The sequence below is a fragment of the Curtobacterium sp. MCLR17_007 genome, from assembly GCF_003234655.2.
Classification (GTDB): Bacteria; Actinomycetota; Actinomycetes; order Actinomycetales; family Microbacteriaceae; genus Curtobacterium.
The window spans coordinates 685384-708539 of the sequence record NZ_CP126271.1; the positions used below are offsets into that span (position 1 = coordinate 685384).

At 70.7% G+C, this 23156-nt stretch carries 24 protein-coding genes; 16 read left to right on the forward strand and 8 right to left on the reverse strand.

Annotation, left to right across the window (positions count from 1 at the left end; translation table 11 throughout):
- Positions 1 to 102 precede the first annotated feature (102 nt).
- The 9 genes from DEJ13_RS03350 to DEJ13_RS03390 all read left to right on the forward strand — a co-directional run bounded on the left by DEJ13_RS03350 (position 103) and on the right by DEJ13_RS03390 (position 9056).
- Positions 103 to 1509 (forward strand): ABC transporter substrate-binding protein, encoded by a 1407-nt coding sequence (locus DEJ13_RS03350; RefSeq protein ID WP_111106803.1) that lies wholly within the window; start codon positions 103 to 105, stop codon positions 1507 to 1509.
- On the forward strand, positions 1509 to 2456 hold the full coding sequence (locus DEJ13_RS03355; RefSeq protein ID WP_056122812.1) for a carbohydrate ABC transporter permease: 948 nt from the start codon (positions 1509 to 1511) through the stop codon (positions 2454 to 2456). The genes DEJ13_RS03350 and DEJ13_RS03355 overlap by 1 nt, the downstream gene beginning before the upstream one ends.
- Positions 2453 to 3361, forward strand: coding sequence for a carbohydrate ABC transporter permease (locus DEJ13_RS03360; RefSeq protein WP_220037575.1), 909 nt, complete (start codon positions 2453 to 2455; stop codon positions 3359 to 3361). The genes DEJ13_RS03355 and DEJ13_RS03360 overlap by 4 nt, the downstream gene beginning before the upstream one ends.
- Complete coding sequence (locus DEJ13_RS03365) at positions 3358 to 4785, forward strand: glycoside hydrolase family 32 protein (protein WP_111106804.1); 1428 nt, start codon at positions 3358 to 3360, stop codon at positions 4783 to 4785. The genes DEJ13_RS03360 and DEJ13_RS03365 overlap by 4 nt, the downstream gene beginning before the upstream one ends.
- A 207-nt stretch (positions 4786 to 4992) precedes the next feature.
- Positions 4993 to 5619 (forward strand): ABC transporter permease, encoded by a 627-nt coding sequence (locus DEJ13_RS03370; RefSeq protein ID WP_349815051.1) that lies wholly within the window; start codon positions 4993 to 4995, stop codon positions 5617 to 5619.
- Between the two features lie 2 nt (positions 5620 to 5621).
- A complete protein-coding gene (locus DEJ13_RS03375; RefSeq protein ID WP_258374083.1) occupies positions 5622 to 6401 on the forward strand; it encodes an ABC transporter permease in 780 nt (259 codons plus the stop codon).
- The gene (locus tag DEJ13_RS03380; RefSeq protein ID WP_056122804.1) at positions 6401 to 7339 is read left to right on the forward strand and encodes an ABC transporter substrate-binding protein; all 939 of its coding nucleotides are present in this window, start codon (positions 6401 to 6403) and stop codon (positions 7337 to 7339) included. Before DEJ13_RS03375 ends, DEJ13_RS03380 begins: the two co-directional genes overlap by 1 nt.
- A 67-nt stretch (positions 7340 to 7406) precedes the next feature.
- Positions 7407 to 8276 carry an SMP-30/gluconolactonase/LRE family protein gene (locus DEJ13_RS03385; protein WP_111106806.1) on the forward strand — a complete coding sequence of 290 codons (870 nt, stop codon included), beginning with the start codon at positions 7407 to 7409 and terminating at the stop codon, positions 8274 to 8276.
- 81 nt (positions 8277 to 8357) lie between these two features.
- Positions 8358 to 9056 carry an HAD family hydrolase gene (locus DEJ13_RS03390; protein WP_111106807.1) on the forward strand — a complete coding sequence of 233 codons (699 nt, stop codon included), beginning with the start codon at positions 8358 to 8360 and terminating at the stop codon, positions 9054 to 9056.
- Positions 9057 to 9133: 77 nt separating this feature from the next.
- Here DEJ13_RS03390 and DEJ13_RS03395 read toward each other — a convergent pair whose 3' ends face one another.
- The 4 genes from DEJ13_RS03395 to DEJ13_RS03410 are packed head-to-tail and all read right to left on the reverse strand — an operon-like array spanning position 9134 to position 12346.
- On the reverse strand, positions 9134 to 10015 hold the full coding sequence (locus DEJ13_RS03395; protein ID WP_111106808.1) for an oxidoreductase: 882 nt from the start codon (positions 10013 to 10015) through the stop codon (positions 9134 to 9136).
- Entirely contained in the window at positions 10012 to 10593 is a 582-nt protein-coding gene (gene phnN / locus DEJ13_RS03400; RefSeq protein WP_111106809.1) for a phosphonate metabolism protein/1,5-bisphosphokinase (PRPP-forming) PhnN, read from the reverse strand. Before phnN ends, DEJ13_RS03395 begins: the two co-directional genes overlap by 4 nt.
- A complete protein-coding gene (locus DEJ13_RS03405) occupies positions 10590 to 11765 on the reverse strand; it encodes an alpha-D-ribose 1-methylphosphonate 5-triphosphate diphosphatase (RefSeq protein ID WP_111106810.1) in 1176 nt (391 codons plus the stop codon). The genes phnN and DEJ13_RS03405 overlap by 4 nt, the downstream gene beginning before the upstream one ends.
- Positions 11762 to 12346, reverse strand: a complete 585-nt coding sequence (locus DEJ13_RS03410) for a DUF1045 domain-containing protein (RefSeq protein ID WP_220037576.1) — start codon at positions 12344 to 12346, stop codon at positions 11762 to 11764. Before DEJ13_RS03410 ends, DEJ13_RS03405 begins: the two co-directional genes overlap by 4 nt.
- 128 nt (positions 12347 to 12474) lie before the next feature.
- Here DEJ13_RS03410 and DEJ13_RS03415 point away from each other — a divergent pair, with 128 nt between their 5' ends.
- Positions 12475 to 13536, forward strand: coding sequence for an AraC family transcriptional regulator (locus DEJ13_RS03415; RefSeq protein ID WP_111106812.1), 1062 nt, complete (start codon positions 12475 to 12477; stop codon positions 13534 to 13536).
- Here DEJ13_RS03415 and DEJ13_RS03420 read toward each other — a convergent pair.
- Positions 13505 to 14068 (reverse strand): hypothetical protein, encoded by a 564-nt coding sequence (locus DEJ13_RS03420; RefSeq protein ID WP_111106813.1) that lies wholly within the window; start codon positions 14066 to 14068, stop codon positions 13505 to 13507. The two genes, DEJ13_RS03415 and DEJ13_RS03420, sit on opposite strands and share 32 nt — an antisense overlap.
- Before the next feature lie 285 nt (positions 14069 to 14353).
- Between DEJ13_RS03420 and DEJ13_RS03425 the strand changes: the two genes are divergently transcribed.
- Complete coding sequence (locus tag DEJ13_RS03425; protein WP_111106814.1) at positions 14354 to 14929, forward strand: DUF2510 domain-containing protein; 576 nt, start codon at positions 14354 to 14356, stop codon at positions 14927 to 14929.
- Between the two features lie 52 nt (positions 14930 to 14981).
- Here the strand turns inward: DEJ13_RS03425 and DEJ13_RS03430 are convergent, their stop codons facing one another.
- Both DEJ13_RS03430 and DEJ13_RS03435 read right to left on the reverse strand, forming a co-directional pair.
- Entirely contained in the window at positions 14982 to 15365 is a 384-nt protein-coding gene (locus tag DEJ13_RS03430; RefSeq protein ID WP_111106815.1) for a hypothetical protein, read from the reverse strand.
- Between the two features lie 20 nt (positions 15366 to 15385).
- The gene (locus DEJ13_RS03435; protein WP_181437020.1) at positions 15386 to 15976 is read right to left on the reverse strand and encodes a nucleotidyltransferase domain-containing protein; all 591 of its coding nucleotides are present in this window, start codon (positions 15974 to 15976) and stop codon (positions 15386 to 15388) included.
- Positions 15977 to 16108: 132 nt separating this feature from the next.
- On the opposite strand from DEJ13_RS03435, the gene mobA reads away from it, so the two are divergent.
- Genes mobA through DEJ13_RS03460 form a run of 5 tightly spaced genes read left to right on the forward strand, consistent with a single transcriptional unit; the run spans position 16109 to position 21460 of the window.
- Positions 16109 to 16735: a molybdenum cofactor guanylyltransferase gene (gene mobA, locus DEJ13_RS03440; protein WP_258374084.1), complete on the forward strand. Its 627-nt coding sequence runs from the start codon at positions 16109 to 16111 to the stop codon at positions 16733 to 16735.
- 4 nt (positions 16736 to 16739) lie between these two features.
- Positions 16740 to 17012 (forward strand): DUF6457 domain-containing protein, encoded by a 273-nt coding sequence (locus DEJ13_RS03445; RefSeq protein WP_056122756.1) that lies wholly within the window; start codon positions 16740 to 16742, stop codon positions 17010 to 17012.
- Positions 17009 to 18193, forward strand: a complete 1185-nt coding sequence (locus DEJ13_RS03450) for a molybdopterin molybdotransferase MoeA (RefSeq protein WP_111106817.1) — start codon at positions 17009 to 17011, stop codon at positions 18191 to 18193. The genes DEJ13_RS03445 and DEJ13_RS03450 overlap by 4 nt, the downstream gene beginning before the upstream one ends.
- A 58-nt stretch (positions 18194 to 18251) precedes the next feature.
- Positions 18252 to 19154 (forward strand): formate dehydrogenase accessory sulfurtransferase FdhD, encoded by a 903-nt coding sequence (gene fdhD / locus DEJ13_RS03455; RefSeq protein ID WP_111106818.1) that lies wholly within the window; start codon positions 18252 to 18254, stop codon positions 19152 to 19154.
- On the forward strand, positions 19151 to 21460 hold the full coding sequence (locus tag DEJ13_RS03460) for an FdhF/YdeP family oxidoreductase (RefSeq protein ID WP_258374085.1): 2310 nt from the start codon (positions 19151 to 19153) through the stop codon (positions 21458 to 21460). Before fdhD ends, DEJ13_RS03460 begins: the two co-directional genes overlap by 4 nt.
- 77 nt (positions 21461 to 21537) lie before the next feature.
- On the opposite strand, the gene DEJ13_RS03465 is transcribed toward DEJ13_RS03460, so the two are convergent.
- Positions 21538 to 23142: an alpha-L-fucosidase gene (locus DEJ13_RS03465; protein ID WP_111106819.1), complete on the reverse strand. Its 1605-nt coding sequence runs from the start codon at positions 23140 to 23142 to the stop codon at positions 21538 to 21540.
- Between the last annotated feature and the right edge of the window lie 14 nt (positions 23143 to 23156).

Below are 23156 nucleotides of genomic sequence, written 5' to 3' on the forward strand. Positions count from 1 at the left end.
GCAAATACGTATTGCGTCTGTTCCCGCCGCTGTGTACGCTCGCCCTGCAAATACGTATTGGCTTCGGTGGAGGAGCCACGATCGCTCAGAGAGGAGCGACCCATGACGAACGGATTCAGCACCCCGATCGATCGGCGCACGCTGTTCAAGTTCGGTGGGGCCGGGCTCGCCCTGGCCGGCATCGGATCGCTGGCCGCGTGCTCGACCGCAGGCGGCGGGAGCAGCAGCTCCGGCACGGTGAAGATGCTCTACTTCGGTGAGCAGAGCGCCGCCACTGCGCTGCAGAAGGCCATCGAGCCCAAGATCAAGCGGCTCGACAAGAAGGCGAGCCTGCAGGTCACTGCGATCAACGGCACGGACTGGAACGACTTCCTCGCCAAGGTCCTCACGCAGATCGCCTCGGGCGACGTCCCGGACATCGTCAGCGTCGCGACGGAGGGCCAGCAGCTGCTGGCGTCGAAGAACCTCCTGACCCCGCTCGACGACTACGTCACGAAGAACCTGTCGGACCTGCACACGTACTTCACCGGCGCGCACCCGGTGCTGCTCGAGTCGACGATGTACCAGGGGCACCTCTACACGTTGCCCGACAGCTTCAACGCGGGCAGCATGTTCTACTCGACCGACCTGTTCGACAAGGCCGGTGTGTCGCGTCCGACGAGCAAGTGGTCCATGGATGACTTCCACTCCTCGGCCGAGAGCCTCGCCAAGGTCGGCGGCGGCACCTACGCGTTCGACTGGGTGGTGCGTCTCTGGGGGAGCTGGACGTCGTTCCTCTACGCCAACGACGGGAACCTGCTCGACGAGGGCAAGTACTCCGGCGGCGACTGGCTGTGGAAGAGCAAGGCGTTCTCGGACAACCCGATCGGCGTCTCCGGGCGCGGGGGCGGCTGGAAGTGGGGTGACCCCACGGCGAACTCGGACGCGGCCGTCGAGGCACTGCAGTACGTGATCGACCTGCAGAAGTCCGGCGCTTCCCCGTCACCTGACGTCGGCGGCGGTGCCACCCTGCAGGGGCTGATGGCTTCCGGCCGGATCGGCATGACGATCGGCGGCGGGTTCTGGGCCGGCGGTCTCCACAACGCAGGGATGAAGGACGGCAGCTTCGACGTGGTCGAGTTCCCGACGTGGAAGAGCAACAGGTCGCTCTTCGGTGCCGGCGGCTACGGCATCTTCAACTCGTCGAAGCAGAAGGACCTGGCGTTCGAGGTCATCAAGCTCATGGTGCAGCCGGAGAGCTTCGACGCCCTCTGGCCCGGGAACGTCACCACCCCGGCGCAGAAGTCGCTGATGACGGCCGAACGGTACAAGACGACGGGACCGGAGCACTGGTCGGTGTTCTACGACCAGCTCGACAACTCGGTGCCGATCTCCGCACCGCCGTACTACAACGCGCTCGCGACGGCCCTGAACCAGCGCACGACGCAGGCGATCTCGTCCGGCAACGCGAAGAAGGCACTCGACGGTCTGCAAGCAGACATCGAGAAGGCAGCGTCACAGGCCTCGTGATGACCGCAGCAACAGAGACACCCATCCGGCGGGCTGCCGAGGTCGCAGCCCGCCGACCGGCTGCCAAGCGCGCACGCCGACGCGAGTCCACGTTCGGGTTCCTGATGATCGGGCTCGCGGTGCTCTTCGTCGCCGTGTTCACCCTCATCCCCATCCTCGCCTCGCTCGGCCTGTCCTTCACGTCGTGGGACGTGATCAGCAGCCCGAAGTTCGTCGGCTTCGACAACTACGTACGGCTGTTCACCGACGGACCCGTGCTCGCGTCGTTCGGCGTGACCGTCATCCTCGCGCTGGCGATCGTCGTCCTGCAGATCTCCCTCGGCATGCTGCTCGCCGTCCTGGCGAACAACCGCAGACGCAACACCACCCGGGTGTTCTTCCGGACGTCGTTCTACCTGCCACTGCTGGCATCGACCGCCGCGGTGTCGATCTTCATGGGCTACATCTTCGACACCAAGTTCGGACTGATCAACTACTACCTGAACGAGATCGGGCTGCCCGGGGCGCACTGGCTCAACGACCCGTTCTGGGCGAAGGTCACGATCGTCCTCGTGGTGGTGTGGCAGCAGGTCGGCTTCACCTTCGTGTTGTTCGTCGCCGCGCTGATGTCGGTACCCGTGGACGTGCAGGAAGCCGCGGCGATCGACGGTGCCGGTCCGTGGCGCACGCTCTTCCGGATCAAGATCCCGCTGATCAGCCCGACGATCCTCTTCGCCACCGTGATCGCCATGATCAACGCGATGCAACTGTTCGACCAGCCGTTCATCATGACGAAGGGCGGACCGGGGACCGCGACGACGACCGCGACCATCTCCCTGTACCAGGCCGGCTTCCAGAACCTGCAGTTCGGGTTCGCCTCCGCCATCGCCATCCTCCTGCTGGTCATCATCGGCATCATCACCGGGATCCAGTTCCTCGCCGCACGAAAGCTGGTGTTCTACCAATGACGACCACCGACACCCTCAACCCGCTGCACGCGCCGGAGACCGTCGCGCAGCCGGGGGTCAGCCACATCGTCCGCCGTCGGAAGCCGGTGGCCACGGTCGGCAGCGTCGTCGGGCTGGTCATCCTGGTCATCGCCGCAGTGTTCGCGCTCGGCCCGCTGCTCTGGACGGTCACGACGTCCCTCCGCACACCGGCGGAGTCGTTCCAGAACCCGCCCCAGTGGCTGCCGCTCTCATGGGACTTCGGCAACTACGCGGCGGTGTTCAACCAGATCCCGATCGGCCAGTTCTTCGTCAACAGCGTCCTGGTGACGCTGCTCATCGTCGTCGGTCAGACGATCACGTGCACCCTGTCCGGGTATGCCTTCGCGATGATCAGCTTCCCCGGGAAGAACACGATCTTCGGGGTCTTCCTCGCCACGATGATGGTGCCGATCCAGACGATCATCATCCCCGTGTTCGTCATCCTGAAGGACATGGGGCTGACCGGCTCCATCGCGTCGCTGATCGTCCCGGCACTCGGGAGTGCGTTCGGGACGTTCCTGATGCGGCAGTACTTCATGCAGATGCCGAAGGAGCTCGGCGAAGCGGCGCGGATCGACGGCGCCACGCAGTTCGGGGTGTTCTGGCACGTGTACTCGCGGATGGCCAGCCCGGCGATCGCGACGCTCGCGATCCTGAACTTCTCGGGGTTCTGGGCCGAGTACTACCGGCCGCTCATCTTCCTCAACCAGCAGGACTCCTTCACGCTGCCGCTGGGGTTGGTCGGCCTGCAGGGCAACCTGGGTACCGGGTCGATCTCCGTCGTGCTCGCCGGCGTGGTGCTGACCATGATCCCGAGCGTGATCCTGTTCATCGTCGCGCAGCGGTACTTCATCGAGGGCGTCACGGCAGGATCGTCCCGATGACCGACGTCCGAGTCGACTCCGCAGCGCACCAGGGAGCAACACCGATCGTGACCACCGCTGACCACCACCTCCCGCAGTTCCACGTGCGGCTTCCGCGCGGCTACGTCAACGACCCGAACGGGCCGATCGACATCGGTGGGCAGGCGCACCTGTACTTCCAGTCCCGGCCGCTGGTCGACCTCGACATCCCGGTCGAGTGGGGGCACGCCACCAGCGAGGACCTGGTCCACTGGACCCTGCAGCGACCGGCGATCGTCCCCGTCCCCGGCGGCGCCGACTCGGGAGGCGCGTGGTCCGGCAACACGGTGACGCACGACGGCACGATCCGCGCCTACTACTCGGGCAAGGTCGACCACAGTCCGTTCCAGTCGGTGCTCATGGCGGTCTCCACCGACGGTGGCGCCACGTTCGGGCCACCGGTACAGGTCCTGGCGGACCCGTCCACCGACGAGGCGATCACGATGTTCCGCGATCCGTTCGTCTGGCGGGACGGTGCCGGGTGGTCGATGGCGGTCGGCGCCGCCGCGGCCGACCAGACGGCCTCCGTTCGCCACTACCGATCCACGGACGGCATCACCTGGACCTCCGTCGGTGACCTGGTCGCGATGGCGCGGGACACCGTCGACGGCGTCGACACGGGTGAGGGGTGGGAGTGTCCCCAGGTCCTCGAGGTGGACGGCGTCGAGTTCGCCGTCGTCGGGTCCTGGTCCCATGCGGACGGCCCTGGCGACGTGATCGCGATCCCGTTGACGGGTGCGCCGCGGCCGTCCAGGGTCGATGACGGGCAGCACTTCTACGCGGCATCCGTGATGCGGACCAGCTCGTGGGGTCCGGTCCTGTTCGGATGGATCACCGAGGGCCGTACCGACCAGTGGGCGGCACAGGCGGGCTGGTCGGGCGCGATCTCGCTCCCGCGGCATGCGTGGCTCGCGGACGGTCGGCTGGCGACCGAACCCCACCCGGCGGTCACGGCGCTCCGGACCGGCTCGGCGCATCCAGCGCACGGTGCGACGATCGGCGCGCAGGCCGAGGTCGTGCTGCCCGTGCCCGTCACCGGGTGCATCCGTGTGCGGTTCTCCGAGACCGAGCACCTCGACATCCGCATCGACGTCGATGCGGACACCCTCACGGTCGACCGGGCGTCCGCCAGCACCGACCACCGCGCTGACCCGACCCCCGCGGTCGTCCGTGCTCCGTTCGACCGGTCGGCGGACCGGCCCGCGGTCCGGCTGCTCCTGGACGGATCCGTGGTCGAGCTGTTCACCAGTGCCGGCCGCTCCGTCACCACACGCGTCTACCCCACACAGCCTCCGCCCTGGCGCGTCGAAGCGCCCGAGCAGACGGTGGTCTGGAGCCTCGACGAGACCGTCTCGACCCCGGCTGCGACCGCCGGGGCGATCCCTGCCGAGGCAACCCCGCACTGACGGTTCCACCGGCCCCACGCCGAGACGAGCAGCGCATTCCGGCCCAGGACGACGCCGCGCGGTTATCCTTGGGCCCGAGGCAGCGGTCCTGCGGGACGAACCACCCGCAGGCTGTCCGACGAGGATTGGAATGCTGACCTGAACTGGATCACTGCGAACTTCAGTCTCATCTGGAGTCTTACAGTCACGCACACGGCACTCGCCGCGGTGCCCATCGTCCTCGGCTTCGTCGTGGCGGTGCCGTTGGGGTGGGTGGCGAACCGGTTCCAGCTGGTCCGGTCCGTCATCGTCGGCGGCGGCAGTCTGCTCTACACGATCCCGTCACTGCCGCTGTTCGTGATCCTCCCGTACCTGCTCGGCACCCGCATCACGGACCCCGTGAACGTCGTGGTCGGGCTCTCCGTCTACGCGGTCGCCCTCATGGTGAAACTGGCATCCGACGCGTTCGCCGCCGTTCCCGCTGACACCATCGACTCGGCGACCTCGGTCGGCTACTCGGCGTGGCAGCGGTTCTGGTCGGTCGAGCTCCCCCTGGCGGGTCCCGTGCTCCTCGCCGGGATGCGCGTGGTCTCCGCCAGCACCGTCGCCCTGGTCTCGGTGGGTGCCCTGGTCGGCTCGGCGAACATCGGCTTCCTGTTCACGGACGGACGCCAGCGACAGTTCCTCGAGGAGATCCTCGTCGGGGTGGCGGCGAGCCTCGTGATCGCCCTGGTCTTCGACACCCTCCTGGTGCTGCTCGGTCGCGTCCTGATGCCGTGGTCGCGTCGGGCCTCGCGGCGGTCGCGACGGCCGCGGCTCCGAGCGACGCTGGCCACGATCGAACCGGGGGCCTGACCGTGCAGTTCTTCTTCAGCGCCGTTGCGTGGCTGTTCGACCCCGCGAACTACCAGGCCGGGCTCCAGACGCCGCTGCCGATCCAGGACCGGCTCGTCGAGCACCTGCTGTACACGTTCATCTCGGTCGCCATCGCCGCAGTGATCGCGCTCCCGCTGGGCCTGTACATCGGCCACACCGGACGCGGCCGCGGCTTCGTGATCGGCTTCAGCGGGTCCATGCGCGCGCTGCCGACGCTGGGTCTGCTCGGCACGCTCTTCGTCATCATCGGCTACACCGTGCCGTTCACCCAGACGGCGTTCATCGCGTCGATCATCGCGTTCGTCGTGCTGGCGATCCCGTCGATCCTCGCGGGGGCGTACGCGGGGGTGGAGTCCGTGGACCCGGTGACGGTGGACGCCGCCCGTTCGGTCGGGATGACCGAACTGCAGATCCTGCTCAAGGTCGAGGTCCCGCTGTCGCTGCCACTGATCATCGGCGGCATCCGCGCCTCGGTCCTGCAGGTCATCGCGACGGTCGTGATCGCGTCGTACGTCTCGCTCGGCGGGCTGGGCGCGATCATCTCGACCGGCATCAGCCTGAACGAGAACAACCTCATCCTCGGTGGCGCGCTGCTCGTGACGGCGCTCGCGCTCGTGATCGACGGACTCTTCGCGCTCGTGCAGTTCCTCACCCGACGCGGCCTGCACGGTCAGACCCGCCGCCGTCGCACACACTTCCGTGCGCTGCCATCCCGGCGCCGCGCGGTGACGGCATCCACCGTCGACGAAAGGGCACACTGATGTTCACAGCAGGCACCAGAACACGGATCCTCGCGGGGGCGGTGGCGATCGGGGCGATCGTGGCGCTCTCCGGGTGCTCCTCCGCGGACCCCACCGGAGCGACCTCCGACGGCAACTCCGGCTCGGGGAAGACGCCGATCGTCGTCGGGTCGTTCAACTTCCCGGAGAGCGAGATCCTCGGCAACATGTATGCGCTCGCGCTCAAGGACGCCGGGTTCGACGTGACGACCAAGTTCAACCTCGGTCCCCGACAGACCACGATCCCCGCACTGAAGGACGGGTCGATCAACCTGATGCCGGAGTACAACGGCAACCTGCTCTTCTTCTACGACACCAAGGCCGCCGCGAAGACGACCTCGGACGTCGACGCCGCGCTGAAGACCGAGGTGCCGAAGGACTTCCAGGTGCTCGAGCCGTCTCCGGCCCAGGACAAGGACGCCTACGTCGTCACCCAGGCGCTGGCGAAGGAGAAGGGCCTGACGTCGATCTCCGACCTGTCGAAGATCGAGCCGTTCACGCTCGGCGCGAACCCGCAGTTCGGGACGCTGCCCTACGGCATCCCCGGGCTCAAGTCGACGTACGGCGTCGACAAGGTGACGTTCAAGTCGATCGAGGACTACGGCGGGCCCGACACCGTGAAGGCGCTCGTCGACGACACGGTGCAGGTGGCCGACATCTACACGACGTCACCCGACCTGAAGACCGAGAAGCTGCAGGTGCTGAAGGACCCCGAGAACCTGATCGCGGCGCAGAACGTCCTGCCGTTCCTGAACAAGAAGATCTACAGCGCCAAGCTGGCTTCGGTGCTGAACAAGATCTCGGCGAAGCTGACGACCGATGACCTGATCGAACTGCGCAACCGTGTCGAGGGCAGCGAGAAGGCCCAGGCCACGACCGCGGCGAAGGACTGGCTGACGAAGGAAGGGCTGCTGAAGTAGCACCGAGGGACGGCGCCCCGTCTCGGCGGGGCGCCGTCGTGCAGCCCGCCGCTGGCATCCTGGTCCCGTGCACATCACCCTCGACTCCACGACCGCGACCGACGTCGTCACCGGCATCCGTTTCCCCGAGGGGAACCGCTGGCACGACGGTCGGCTCTGGTACTCAGACATGCACACGGGCGAGGTCTTCTCGATCGACCCCGCCACGAACGACGCCCCCCGCCTCGAGGCCACCGTCGACGGCCAGTCGTCGGGCCTCGGCTGGCTCGGGGACGGCCGCTTGGTCGTCAGCGCGATGGAGTCCCGCACGATCGTGGCGGTCGAGCCGGACGGGTCGCAGGGCGTGTTCGCCGACCTGTCGGGCATCGAGTCGTCGCTCGTCAACGACCTGGTCGTCGACGCCGTGACCGGTCGCACCTACATCGGCGCCTTCGGCTACGACCTGTACGGCGGCGAGGAGCTCCGCCCCGGCCCGCTCTACGTCGTCGAGCCCGACGGCGCCGTCCGACTCGCAGCGGACGGCCTGGTCTTCCCGAACAGCGCGAACCTGCTGCCGGGGACGCGCACGCTGGTCGTCAGCGAGACCTGGGGTGGTCGCCTGACCGCGTTCGACATCCAGCCCGACGGATCCCTGACCGGCCGCCGCGAGTGGGCCCCGCTGCCGCAGGGCGTGACGCCGGACGGCAGCACCGTCGACGCCGAGGGTGCCATCTGGGTGTGCTCCGTCGACACCGGCGAGTTCCTCCGGGTCGTCGAGGGCGGCGAGGTCACCGACCGCATCGACGCACCGGGACGGTGTGCCGTCGACTGCGCCCTCGGCGGCCCCGACGGGCGGACCCTCTACCTGGCGACCGCCGACAGCTACGACCCGGCGACGACGGCGCGGACGCGCGCCGGGCGGATCTCGGCGGTGCGGGTGACGGTCCCCGGTCCGTGACCGGATGACGGACTGGAGGCCCGTGGCGGCGCCGCCACGAGCCTCCAGTCCGTCAGGTCGGTCGCGTAGCCTGGATCGATCATGCGCGAGCAAGCGACGTCGTCAGCCATCGCGTTCTTCGACGTGGACAACACCCTCGTGCACGGCGCGAGCGCCTTCCACCTCGTGCGTGGGCTGCGTGCCGCTGGTCTGCTGTCCGTGCGGGACATCGTCGACGCGATGTGGAAGCAGGCGCGGTTCAAGGCCCGCGGGGAGAACGACCGGCACCTGGCGTCAGCGCGGGCCCGAGGGCTCGCGGTGCTGACGGGTGTGCCGGTCGCCGACATGGACCGTCTGGCCGCCGACGTCTACGCCCGCCACACCGAGGCGGCCGTGTGGCCGGCGATGGCGCGCCTCGCCCAGGACCACCTGGCGCACGGGCGCGAGGTGTGGCTCGTGACCGCGTCGCCGGCGTTCCTGGCCGACGTCATCGCTCGACGGCTCGGCCTGACCGGCGCGCTCGCCAGCGGGCTCGAGGTGCACGACGGCCGCTACACCGGACGCCAGGACGGCGAGTTCCTGCACGGGGAGCACAAGGCCGCCGCTGCCCGGCGACTCCTGGACCGGACGGGTTCCGACCCCGAGGCGTGCTGGGCGTACTCGGACTCGCGGCACGACATCCCATTGCTCTCGCTCGTCGGCCACCCGGTCGTGGTGAACCCGGACCGGCAGCTCGCCGCTCACGCCCGGGCTGCGGGATGGTCGGTGCTCGACCCGCGACGGGCCGGGCGCCCTGCATGACGACGCGCTCCGTCCGTCGCGGCCACGGGACTCGTCACAATGGTGACGACGACGTCACAATAGTGACGACTCGACCGTCAGCCCGGCCCGTCGCTCGCGGCCGCCAGCAGCGGCACCACGACGTCCGACACCGGCGTGGGGACCCCGTACCGGCGGCCCAGCCGTTGCACCACGCCGTTCCGGACGTCCCACTCCAGCGGCAGACCAGCCCGGCGGTCGGTGAGGATCGACGTGCCCTGGTCCGCCGGAGCACCGCGGAACCCGTCGAGCACGGCATCGACCACGTCGTCGTCGAGCACCGCCCCGTCGGCACGCGCCACGGCGAGGCACTCGGCGGCGTAGGAGCGGGCGATCCCGGCGACGTCGGACCGGGCGAACATCCCCGCGGTGCGCCCGGTCAGGGCCATCAGCCCGGCGACCGCGTTCTGCACGAGCTTGCGCCACGCGACGCTGTGGAAGTCGAGGGCCGACTCAGCCGTGCACCACGAGCCCGCCACGGCGGCGACGACCCGGTCACCCGCGGGCGTCGCGGGCACGGTCAGCCGGGCCGCGCCGCGGAGCAGGACGACGCCGTCGGGCTGACGGACCGCGGGGAACCACACGACCGCCGGTACCACGGTGGCGGTCGGCGCGAGCGGTGCGACCGCGGACACCTGTTCGACGCCGTTCTGCAGCACGCACACCACGGTGTCCGGGCCGCACAGCGCGGACAGCCAGGGCGCCGCGTCGGCCACCTGGGTCGCCTTGACCGCCAGGAACACCACGTCCGCCGGCCCCTCGACGCGCGCCGGGTCGGTCAGGACCGGACCGGGCACGACGACCAGGTCGGGACCGGTGCGCAGTCGCAGGTCCTCGCGAGCGGACCGGCCGGCGACGACGGGGGTGCGGCCTGCCTGGTGCAGAGCGGCGGCGACGGTGGTGCCGATCGCCCCCGGGCCGACGACCGCGACGGACGTCATCGGGTCGCGCCGAGGACGACCCGGAGCAGCGCCTCGCCGCCGCGCTCGAGCGGTCCGTCGTTCTCGATCTCGACGTCGACGTGCTGGTCGGGCGCCGGGTCGGGGCGGTCCATGCGGGCGGTGACGGCGTCGCCGACCTCGCGGCCGCGGGCCCGGAGCCGCTCGGCGCGGACGACGTCGGACAGCGTCACCCGGACGACGAGGAGCCGTTCGTAGCGGTCCGCGAGTGCACGGAGCACGCCGCGGGAGACGTTCACGACGACCGTCCGGCCCGCGAGGACCTCCCGGTCGACCACCGCGGGGACGCCGTACCCGAGCCCGTGCGCGCGCCAGTGCACGGCGAACGCCCCGGAGCCGGTCGCGGCCTCGAACGACTCCTCGTCGACGGGGTCGTGCTCCTCGCCCGGTCCGGACGGGCGGGTGACGGTGCGCCGCGGGTAGCGGACGGTGTCCGGGGTGCGCTCGCGGACGTAGGCGATGAGCGCGTCCTTGCCGACACCGCTCGCCCCGACGACGGCGACGAACGCGCCGGGGCCGATCGGTGTCGTGACGACCGGGTCCGCGCCGGCCGTGGTCACGACACGCGCTCCCCGCTGCGCCAGACACCGCGGACGACGGGCATGTGCCGGCCGTTCGGGCGGCGCTCGTCGGCGGGCAGCTCGTGCGTCGCCACGCGCACCAGGTCGGCGCGCTTGCCGATCGTGATCTCGCCGCGGTCGTCGAGCCCGACCGCCCGGGCGGGGTTCGTGCTGATCAGCCGAGCACCCTCGGCCAGGGTGATCGCCCCGTCCGCGGCGAGCTGGAACACGGCGTGCAGCGGGCTCGACGGCACGTAGTCGGACGACAGCACGTCGAGCAGACCGAGGTCGAGCAGCTCCGCCGCCGCCACGTTGCCCGACTGGCTGCCGCCGCGCACGATGTTCGGTGCGCCCATCACCACGTGCAGCCCCTGCCCGACCGCGGCCCGCGCGGCGACGACCGTCGTCGGGAACTCCGAGATGTGCACACCGAGCGCGACCGACTCCGCCACGTGCTCGGGCGTCGCGTCGTCGTGGGCGGCGAGGGTGATGCCGCGCTCGGTGGCGAGCCCGGCGATGGCCCGTCGGTTGCGGTCGGCGTGCAGGGCCGACTGCTCGTGGAGCAGCTGCACGTACTGCTCGAAGTCCGCCTCGCTCACCCGGCGCTTGGCCAGGTAGTAGCGCTTGAAGTCCTCGACGTCGGCGTACTGCCGCTGCCCGGGCGTGTGGTCCATGAGCGAAGCCAACCGCACGTAGGGGTCGTCGTCGAACTCGTGGAAGGCGTCGAGGCAGTCCGCGGACGACACCTCGCAGCGCAGGTGCACCGCGTGGTCGGCGCGCAGCAGTCCGGCGCCCATCGCGGACTCCACGGCCCCGGCCAGCCGGTGCGCAGCGGCCGCCGCGCCGTCGCGCCCGTCGGGCTCGGACCCGATGCGGACCGCGTCGAACACGGTGGTCGCGCCGGCCGCGGAGAGCTGGGCGTCATGCGAGAGCACGGCCGGCAGCGGGTCCCACGAGACGCCGGGGCGGGGGCTGAAGTGGTACTCGAGGTGGTCGGTGTGCAGCTCGACGACACCCGGCATCAGGTGGTCGCCGTGCAGGTCCTCGCCGGCGGTCACCGCGGGTCCGGTGGTGACGTCGGCGATCAGGCCGTCCCGGACGAGCACGGTGCCGAGCACGGTCTCGTCGCCGAGCACGACACGGGTGTTGGTGAAGACGGTCTCGCGGGTCATCGGGGTCCTTCGCTGACGGGCAGTTCGGCGGTGCGGGAGGTGAGGGTGGGGTGGAGCCGGTGCGTGGTGTGCAGCTCGAACGGCGCGCCGGGCTCGGGTTCGACGAACAGCCCGATCGCGTCGAGCGGCACGTCCTGTCCGAGCACCTCGTCGAACCAGGTGCGCAGCATCCGCTCGACCTCGGGCTGCTGGCCGGGTGGGATCCGGTCGGTCAGGGTGCAGTGGAACCGGAACTCGTCGAGCACCCACGGGTAGCCGTAGGTCGCCAACAGCTCGCGCTGCCGCTCGGTCAGGCCGGCCGGGTCGCGGCGGTCGCGCTCGGCGTCGGACATCGGCGCCCGGAACCGGTCGAAGCGCACGACCACGTCGTTCGCCAGGGCCTCCAGGTGCGGGGCGGGGGTGCCGGGGACCAGCGCGAAGAACCCGTCGATCCGGGCGAGCGTCAGCTGCGGGACCACCACGAGCCGACGGCGTGCGGCGAAGCGGGCCACGGCGCCGTCGAGCTCGTCGAGCGTGGTGCCACGAGCGAGCCGGAACGGCGCCTTGAGCGTGCCGTGGAAACCGTAGCGGCGTGCGTCCACGGTGATCGCGTCGATCGACGACCGGCGGTGTCCGAGCGGTGCCGCGGCCTCGACCGGGTGCCCGGAGGCGCTCCGGCCGAGCCACTGCTCCGCCAGGTGGACCTCCTCGCCGCCGGTAGAGTCGCGCCATGACCGGGGCCCACGAGATGTTCACCGCGCATCGGGTCGCCGCGAGCACGACCGTGGACGAGGCTGCCGCCGCGCTCAGTGCGGTGTTCCTCCCGGTCCAGATCTCCCGGTCGGAACCCGCCCCGGGCCTGCGCATGCAGCTGAACGCGCTCGCGGCCGGTCGGATCACGTTCGGCTACATGCGCTTCCGCGAGGCGGTCCGGCTGCGCACCGCGGAGCCGGTCAACTACCACCTCGACATCCAGGTCCGGTCGGAGATGACCATGCGTGCTGCGCGGGGGACGCGGTACCGGGGAACCGAGCAGACCGCCGGGGTGTTCATGCCGGGCCGATCGGTGGAGCTCGACTGCAGCAACTGGTTCGCGCAGGTCGCCGTCATGATCCCGCATCGCGACCTGCAGACCGAGCTGGAGCTCCTGCTGGACGCACCCATCTCGACACCGCCCGAGTTCGAGACCGAGTTCGACCTCTCGACCGACGGCGGGCGCGCCGTGTCGCGCGCCATCCGGCTCGTCGACGACGCCTCTCGGGGGACGCTGGGCCTCCTCGAACATCCGCTCGCGGTCCACAGTCTCGAGCAGGTGTTCCTGCACAGCCTGCTGCTCGGGCAGCCGCACAACCACTCCGCGGCGCTCGACATGCCGACCGGCGGATCCGGGGCCCGATCGGTCTCCCTCGCCGTCGAGCTCCTCCGCACCGACCCGGCGCGGCCGTGGACCGTCGGGGAGCTCGCGTCCGCGGTCTCGACGAGCGTCCGCAGCCTCCAGGAGGGCTTCCGACGGACACTCGACACCACCCCGACGGCCTACCTGCGACGGCTCCGGCTGGAACGGGCTCGCGAGGAGCTCGTCACCGCCCGCGCCGGCAGCGTCACCGTCTCCGAGGTCGCCGGTCGCTGGGGGTTCCTGCACGTCAGCCGGTTCGCCAGCGCGTACGCCGAACGCTTCGGTGAGCTGCCGTCCGCCACGCTGGGGTGGACCTCCTCGTCGTCGCGCCCCGGGCAGCCCGCCGGTGGCCCGGGGCCGCGCGTCAGTCCGCGCGGCGGCGGTGGAGCTCGCTGAGCAGGACGTCCTCCAGCGGTTCGAGTCGCAGCGGGCCGTCCGTCCGGAGCGCGACCCGGTGGACGACGGGGTCGGTGCCGCACTGCGTCATGAAGTCGTCCAGGCGCGGGGTGCGTTCGTGGTCGACGAGCCAGACGTGCTCCCCGGCGCGCTCCACCCAAGCCCGGTTGGTCAGCGACCCGAACCGCAGTGCGACGACGTGGTCGAGCGGCACCGGGATCGCGATGGTGTGCGGGGTGCCGGGGACGAGGTTCTTCACCGGGGCCACGACGAGCGGTGCCACGACGTCGATCTCGCTGCCGTCGTCGAGTGAGCCGCCGTAGCTGTCGTGGGCCTCCCATCCCCGGGGCAACGTCCCGCAGAACGCGTCGTCGAGGACGAACCCCGTGAGGTGGACGTACGGCGTCCGTTCGATCTGTTCGCGCACGGTCAGCGTGATCGTCGGAAGGGTGTCTCCGACCGCGTCGTCCACCCACCACGTGAGCGCGTCGCCCACCGCGATGCTCGATCCGCTCCGGATGTGCTCGTCCATGCCGTCCCTCTCGCTCACCAGCCACGGTCCGGCGGCGGCCCGTGGACTCCCGGAACCAGTTCCGCTCGCGGGTGCTGGTCCGAGCCTACGGAGCGGTTCACCAGCCGGCCCCTCGCCCCCGACCGTGCCTCCTGTCCGAGCCGCACCGGGGCGAGCAACGGTTCCCCTGGACGACGAGGATTGCCAACCTGAAACACTCGTCATGTTCCAGACCGTCCGACTGCATCGGCGCAGGTCTACCGTCGAACGCTGGATCGAAGACCGTCCACGTTCGAGGAGTTGCCGATGTCGTCTGTCACGCCTCCGGGCTGGTACCCGGACCCGTCCGGCCGGTACGGGACCCGCTGGTGGGACGGCACGCAGTGGACGCAACAGCTCGGACCGCCGCTGTCGCAGATCCCTCGCCCGCGGATCGCTGACACCACGCGGACCGACACGGTCTTCGTGTGGGTGCTCGCGCTGCTCCCCCTGGTCACCGTGCCGCTGCTGCTCACCTACCAGCCGCACTTCCGGTACGAGTCCATCGGCCCGTCGCACATCCGGAGCATCGATCCGACGTCGATCTACACCGCCGGGTACCTGCTGGTGCAGGGAGCGAGTCTGCTCCTCTACGCCGCGAACGTGCTCCTGGCGTTCTTCGACCACCGTGCGCTGACCCGCCGCGGCGTCGTTCGCCCGTTCCCCTGGCCGTGGGTGTTCCTGTCCTCGATCGTCTACGTCATCGGCCGGTACGTCGTCGTGCGCAAGGTCGCCCCGGGGCGCGCGATGTGGCCGTTGTGGGTCCTCATGGCGGTGTCCGTCATCGGCGCAGTCGTCGGCATCACCCGGTCGGTGGCGCTGTTCCACCAGATGCTCCTGTAGCGGCGATCGATCACGCAGGGCGAGACCGGGCGGCTGGCCATCGCTGATCCGGTCAGCCCTGGAGAACCGCGTCCATCTTCTCGACGAGCCGCTCGAGCGCCGTGATGAGTCTCCGAGTACCTGCCAGCGTGACGCGCGCGGACGAGTACTGGTAGTTCGTCTTCTCGTCGACCAGGCGTTTGAGGTTCACGCCCGGTGTGGTGTCGGGCGAGGTCGCGCGGTCGAGGAGCCGCTTCGCCTCGCGGTGGTCTTCCCCGTTGTGGTGCTCGCCGAGCACCGCCCCGCAGATCGCATCGGACGCCGCGATCCCGCCGAGCACGGCGTTCGAACCCGCGGTCGTCCAGTCTGCCTGGACGTCGCACTCGACGAGCAGCCGAGCCGTCTCCAGGAACGACCGCGCGTCGTCGCGACGCACCCGGACGTCATGCGCGCTCATCGCCCTGGTCCGTGCGGCCATCAGATGAGGCCGCGCAGGTCGCTGCCCACGATCGTGCGCGCGTCACGACGCCAGGACTCGATGAGCGGGTCAGCCTCGGCGACCATCCTCGACAGCTCTGCCCGCGAGACGTCGAACACCTGGCAGTCGTTGCCCGTCCAGCGCTCGACGTGCCCACCGAGCTCGACGGACAGGTGCTCGTCCGGATCGCCGGGGTAGATGACGGCCAGGTCCACGTCGGATTCCTCCGTCGCGTCTCCTCGTGCGACGGAACCGAACACCGCGACGGTGACGACGTCGACGCCGGACTGCTCGACGAAGTCCCGGATCCGCTGGTCGAGCAGCTGTGGGGCGTCGAGTGCCAGACGCAGGGCCGGCCACAGCACGTGGTCCTGGTTCACGTGGTAGCTCGAACTGTGCAAGCCACGGTCGACGGTGACGAGACCAGCCTGTTCGAGTTTGTCCAGAGCGCGTTTGATCCCGGTGTTGCCGAGGTCGGCGACGCGAGCCACCTGACGACCGGTCATGCCGGAGTTCGTGCGGGCAAGCACGCGGAGCGCTGCTGCCTGCGACGCTCCGACGAGCGATGTCAGCGGTGACGCCAGTTGCACGGGAGCCTCCATCCCGCCGTGTTGTACACGGATCCGGGTCAAGTGTACACAGAAGCAGGTCAACTGACCCGGTCACCGGGCCAACCGACTCCGACCGCAAGCGAGGAGGCGACTCCGCGTAGGGTGCCGACCATGGTCGACGACGCCACCCCGCTGCTCCATGACGCCGTCCTGCTGGCCGGGGGACGCGCCTCCCGGCTCGGCGGCGTCGACAAGTCCGCGCTCGTCGCGGACGGCGCCACCCTGCTCGACCACGCGCTCGCCGCGGCCTCGGGAGCGGCGCAGGTCGTGCTGGTCGGCGCGCGTCACGACGCACGCCGGGACGCCCAGGAGGCCCGGCTCGGCCCGCACACGATCGTCCGGACCCGCGAGGACCCGCCCTTCGCCGGCCCGGTCGCGGCCCTGGCCGCCGGGCTCGCCGCCGTGCCCACGGGCTCGGTGTGGACGCTGGTGCTGGCGTGCGACCTGGTCCACCCCGAGCGGGCCACCGCCCTGCTGCTCGACGGCGCCGGCGCGACCGCGCCGCGCGACGGGTGCATCGCGGTCGACGAGGACGGCCGACGCCAACCGCTGCTCGCGCTCTACCGCACGGAGGCGCTCGGCGATGCCCTCGACCGGCTGCGCGAAGCGTCGGGCGGCCTGGAGGACCTGTCGATGCGACGACTCCTGGCCGCGCTCGACCTGGTCGAGGTCCCGCTGCCGTCGGTGCTCTGCGCGGACATCGACAGCGCCGAGGACGTCGCCCGGCTGCTTGACTGAACCCATGACCACCGACGACGTCCTCACGGCGTGGACGACCGAGCTCGCCGAGGCGCTCGGACTGCCCGACGACTTCCACCTCGACATCGACGTCGTCCTCGACCTGGCTCGTGACGCGGCGCACGGGGTGGCCCGGCCCGCCGCACCCCTGACCACGTTCCTGGTCGGCTACGCGGCCGGACTGCGCGGGGGAGCGCCGGCGGACATCGCCGACACCGCGCGCCTGGCGACCGAGCGGGCGCTCGCACGCGGCACGGACGGCGACGCCGCCCGGTGACGTCGGACCTGTCCTGGACGGCGGCGCGCGACGAGGCCCACCGCCAGGGTGCGCTGTGCGCCGGGGCACCCGTCGCGGTCGACCTGACCGCCGCGCTCGGCCGCACGCTCGCGGCCGACGTGCGCGCGCCGGGTGCCGTCCCGGGGCACGACGGTGCCGCCATGGACGGCTGGGCCGTCGCGGGCGACCCGCCCTGGAGGCTCGGCACGGCGATCGTCGCCGGCGCGGCCCCGTCGACGCAGACCCTCGAGTCCGGTCAGGCCCGCCCCGTCACGACCGGTGCGCCGGTGCCACCGGGCACGACGCGCGTGGTGCGGTCCGAGGACGCCCACGTGGACGACGCCGGACGGCTCGTCCGGCACGCCGCGACGGCTCGGCGGCACATCCGGCCCGCGGGCGAGGAGGTCGCGCTGGGCGACCTGCTGTTCCGCGCCGGCTCCGTGCTGACCCCACCCCGGGCGGCACTCGCGGCGGCGTCCGGCGTCGACCACGTGTCCGTCGCCGTCGCCCCGACCGTCCGGGTCGCGGTGCTCGGCGACGAGATCGTCGGTACCGGCGTCCCGCGCCCGGGACAGGTCCGCGACGTCTTCACCCACACCCTGCCGGGGATCCTCCGCGCGTTCGGCGCCGACCCGGTCGAGTCCTTGCGCGTCACCGACGACCGCGACGCCACCACGACGGCGCTCGCCGACAGCACCGCACGGCTCGTCGTCACCACGGGCGGGACCGCCGGCTCGTCGACCGACCACGTCCGCGGTGCCCTCGAGGCGATCGGCGCCCACCTGCTGCTCGACCGGGTCCAGGTGCGCCCGGGTCGCCCGATGCTGCTGGCGCGCCGCGAGGACACCCTGTACCTGTGCCTGCCCGGCAACCCGATGGCCGCGATGGTCGGCATGGTCCTGCTCGGTGCGCCGCTGGTGGCGGGGATGCTCGGTCGACCGGTCGCGAGCACGTCGACGGTCCGCCTGGCGGTCGACGTGCCCAACGACCGACCGGGTTCCCTGGTGCTGGCGTACGTCCGTGACGACCACCCGGACGGCGTCGCGCGGGCGGTCCCGGCGAGCCGGCAGACCTCCGCGATGCTTCGGGGCCTGGCGGACGCGGACGGGCTGATGGTCGTCCCGACCGGCGGCGGGACGGCCGGGGACGTCGTGCCCACGCTGCCGCTGCCCTGGTCGTGATGCGCGTCGGCTGACCGTGGCCCTTGGTCCGCGCCCACCGGGGTGGTAGACCCGACCCATGAACCGCATCACGGCGCGCAAGCGCGTCACCCGCGTGACCGTCGGGACCTCACGGGCGGTGCGGGACGACGTCCTGGCCGTCGAGGAACCGCTCGAGATCCGCGTCGGCGGCACCGCACTCGCGATCACGATGCGCACGCCGGGCAGCGACTTCGACCTGGCGGCGGGCTTCCTGGTCTCCGAGGGCGTCATCGCGACGGGCGACGAGTTCCTCGCCGCGCGGTACTGCGCCGGTGCGACTGACGAGGGCCTGAACACGTACAACGTGCTCGACGTCACGCTGGCGCCGGGCGTCCCCGCGCCGGACCCGAGCCTCGAGCGCGCGTTCTACACGACGAGCTCGTGCGGCCTGTGCGGCAAGGCGAGCATCGACGCCGTCCGGACGAAGTCGCAGCACGCGGTCCTGCACGACGACCTGGTGCTCGACCCCGCGCTGCTGGCGGACTTCCCGGAGCAGCTCCGCGCGGCGCAGGCGGTGTTCGAGAAGACCGGCGGCCTGCACGCGGCGGCGCTGTTCGACGGACGGACCGGCCGGATGCTCGTGCTGCGCGAGGACGTCGGCCGCCACAACGCCGTCGACAAGGTGATCGGGTGGGCGGTGAAGGAGGACCTGCTGCCCCTGACCGGCATGGTGCTCATGGTCTCCGGCCGCGCCAGCTTCGAACTGACACAGAAGGCGTCGATGGCCGGCATCCCCGTGTTGGCGGCCGTGTCCGCGCCGTCGTCGCTCGCCGTCGACCTGGCGGCCGAGGTCGGCGTCACCATCGTCGGCTTCCTGCGCGGCCAGAGCATGGTCGTCTACAGCCGACCCGAACGCATCATGGAGCCCGAGCCCGAGCCCGAGCCCGAGCCCGAGCCCGAGCCCACAACCGCCCCCCGAGACACCGTGAGCGCATCATGACCGAGCAGCCCCCCGTCGACGACGTGACCGATGCCGACATGACCGTCGGCGAGCCGAAGGAGTGGGCAGCCGGCGTGCCGGGGGTCCTGCACTCGATGGACCCCGCGATCAAGCAGCTCGGCGTGGCCCGGACCCTCAAGCTCATGACCTCCCTGAACCAGAAGGGCGGCTTCGACTGCATGAGCTGCGCCTGGCCGGACCCCGACCACCGCAAGGTCGCGGAGTTCTGCGAGAACGGCGCGAAGGCCGTCACGTGGGAGGCCAACCCGGTGCTCGTGCCGCGGACCTTCTGGTCGGAGCACTCGATCACCGACCTGCTCGACAAGACCGAGTACTGGCTCGGCATGCAGGGCCGTCTGACCGAACCGGTGTGGAAGCCCGCCGGCAAGGACCACTACGAGCCCGTCAGCTGGCAGCGTGCGTTCGAGATCATCGGCGCGAAGCTGAACGGCCTGGCCAGCCCCGACGAGGCGTCGTTCTACACCTCGGGCCGCACCTCGAACGAGGCCGCCTTCGTCTACCAGCTGTTCGTCCGGGCCTTCGGCACCAACAACCTGCCGGACTGCTCGAACATGTGCCACGAGTCCACCAGCCTGGCGATGGCCGAGACCGTCGGGATCGGCAAGTCCACGATCGCCTACGACGACTTCGAGGAGACCGAGCTCATCATCGTGATGGGCCAGAACCCGGGCACGAACCACCCGCGCATGCTCACCGCCCTCGAGGACGCCAAGCAGGGCGGCGCCGAGATCGTCGCCGTGAACCCGCTGCCTGAGGCCGGTCTGCGGCGCTACAAGAACCCGCAGAAGGTCCGCGGCATCGTCGGCCACGGCACCCAGATCGCCGACCAGTTCCTGCAGATCCGACTCGGCGGCGACATGGCCCTGCTGCAGGCGATCTCGAAGCGCGTGATCCAGGCGGAGCAGGCCGCCCCGGGCACCGTCGTCGACCACGCCTTCATCGCCGAGCACACGAGCGGCTACGAGGACTTCGTCGAGCACGCCCTGCGGGTCGACGACGACGAGGTGGTCCGCGCGACCGGCCTGACGATCGCGGAGATCGACGAGGTCGCCGCCCGCTACCTGAAGTCGAAGCGGACGATCATCACCTGGGCGATGGGCATCACGCAGCACACCAAGGCCGTCGACACCATCAAGGAGATCATCAACCTGCTGCTGCTGCGCGGGAACATCGGCCGTCCCGGCGCCGGTGCCTCGCCGATCCGCGGGCACAGCAACGTGCAGGGCGACCGCACGATGGGCATCTGGGAGCAGATGCCGGACACGTTCCTCGACGCCCTGGCCAAGGAGTTCCACTTCGAACCCCCGCGCGAGCACGGCGTCGACGCGCTCAAGGGCATCACGGCGATGCAGCGCGGCGAGGTCAAGTTCTGGATGGGCATGGGCGGCAACCTCGTCGCCGCCATCTCGGACACGCAGCTCGCCGAGGCGGCGTTCCGCGGCACCGAGATGACCGTCCAGGTGTCGACCAAACTCAACCGGTCGCACGCGGTCGTCGGTGACGAGGCCCTGATCCTGCCGACCATGGGCCGCACCGAGATCGACGTCCAGGCGTCCGGCCCGCAGTTCGTCTCGGTCGAGGACACCGTCTGCTCCGTGCACGGCAGCCACGGCCAGGTCCCGCCGGTCGCACCAGGGCTGCTCTCCGAGGTCGCGATCGTCTGCGAACTCGCCCGCGCGACCCTCGGTGACCGCGTGCCGATCGACTGGTCGGCGATGCAGGCCGACTACGGCGTCATCCGCGACCACATCAGCCGCGTCGTCCCCGGTTTCGACGACTACTCGCGACGCGCAGGCAGCAAGGAGGGCTTCGTCCTGCCGAACGGCCCGCGCGACTCGCGCACGTTCGAGACCGCGACCGGCAAGGCGATGATCACGGTCAACGAGCTCGAGCACGTCGAGCGACCCGAGGGCACGCTGCTGCTGCAGACGCTGCGCTCGCACGACCAGTACAACACCACCATCTACAGCCTGAACGACCGGTACCGCGGCATCAAGAAGGGCCGGCACGTCGTGTTCGTCAACCCGCTCGACCTGGCTGACCTGGGCCTGACGGACGGGCAGCTCGTCGACGTCACGACGGTGTGGCACGACGACGTCGAGCGGGTGCTGCACGGCTGGCGCGTCGTCGAGTACCCGAGTGCGCGCGGCTGCGCGGCCGCGTACTTCCCCGAGGCGAACGTGCTCGTCCCCCTGGACAGCGCCGCGAAGGGCAGCAACACGCCCGTGTCCAAGGCGGTCCCCGTCACCCTGATGCCGACGCGCGTGCCGGCCACCGTCGGGTAGCCGCAACCACACGACGGAACGGGAGGCCCGTGGCGACACCGCCACGGGCCTCCCGTCCGTCATTCGTCACCATCGCGTCACTGGTGCAGGAAGTCCGTCCGCTCCGGGGTGACCGTCGGCGCGAGCCGGACCCGGACGACGGGTCCGGAGTCGACGCTGTCGACACCGTCGAGCTGTACCACGAGGGCGTCGGGACGCTGCTCCCACGCGACGTCGCCGTCGTGGCCCAGGACGGCGACCGACCGGATCTCGTGCCCGAGCAGTCCGGAGGCCGAGCCGAGCGCGCGGATGCGGGCCACCCCGTCGGCCGGATCGGCGAGCAGCGTCGCGTAGACGGCCTCGCCGGTGACGTCGTGTCGTGTCGTGAAGCGGACGTCCTCGGCGGTGTAGACGATGGCCTCGGCATCGACGAACGACCCGGCCGGACGGGTGGTCGGGCCCTCGCCCGAGATCGTCCAGGGGCGGGTGCCGTAGATCGCCTCGCCGTTCCGCGCCAACCAGGTGCCGATGCCACGCAGGATCCGGACCTCCTCCTCGGGCAGCGTGCCGTCCGGCTTCGGGCCGGTGTTGAGCAGCAGGACGCCGTTCTTCGCGACGACGTCGACGAGCTCCGCGACCAGGTCCCGCACGGTCTTGTAGTCGTGGCCCTCGATCCAGCTCCAGGCGGTCTTCGCGATCGCGGTGTCGTTCTGCCACACGGCCTCTGGCGTGCTGCCCATCGCACCACGTTCGATGTCGTAGACGGCGCTGCCGGGGGCGAAGGTCTCCCACTTGTAGTTGATGACCACCTCGCGCCCCCACTCGGCCGCACGGTTGTAGTAGTAGGCCGCCAGGGTGCGGACATAGGGCTGGAACGCGGGCTGCTCGATCCACCAGTCGAACCAGAGCACTTGCGGGCGGTACTTGTCGATCAGCTCGACCGTGCGGAGCAGCCAGTCCTCCAGGAACCGCTCGTTCGGAGCGGTCTCCTCGCGCTGCGCCGGGCCGTAGAAGTCGCTGTAGCGCTCGTCGAGCACGTCGGAGGCGAACTTCGTGCCGCCGTTCATGAAGAACCAGTGCTCGGCGCGGTGGGACGACGCCCCGCGGACCATCCACGCGGCGTCCGCGGCGACGAGCAGCTCGCCGAACACGTCGCGCTGCGGGCCGAGCTGCGCGGCACTCCACCGCGAGCGGTCGGTGTCGTACATCGTGAAGCCGTCGTGGTGCTCGGCGACGGGGACGACGAACTGTGCGCCGGCCTCGCGGAACACCCGCACCCAGGCCGCTGCGTCGAAGTGCTCCATCGTGAAGGACGGGATGAAGTCCTTGTAGCCGAAGTCCGCCTGGCTGCCGTAGGTCTCGCGGTGGTGCTCGTACTCGGGCGTCCCGGCGCGGTACATGTCACGGGAGTACCACTCGTTGCGGAACGCCGGCACCGAGAAGACGCCCCAGTGGATGAAGATCCCGAACTTGGCGTCCTGGTACCAGAGCGGTGCACGGTACTGCTGCAGGGACTCCCACGTGGCGTCGTACGGGCCCGAGCGGACGACGTCGTCGACCGCTGCGAGCGCCGCGGTGTTGTCGGACACGTCGACGGGCTCGGGCAGGGTGGTCGGGTCGAGCGGGGTGAGCGGTTCGTGCACGACGTGCTCCGATCGGTTGCGCGGCAGCTCGGCGACGGCGGTGTCGCGGGCGTGAGACATCCTATGTCTGGGCG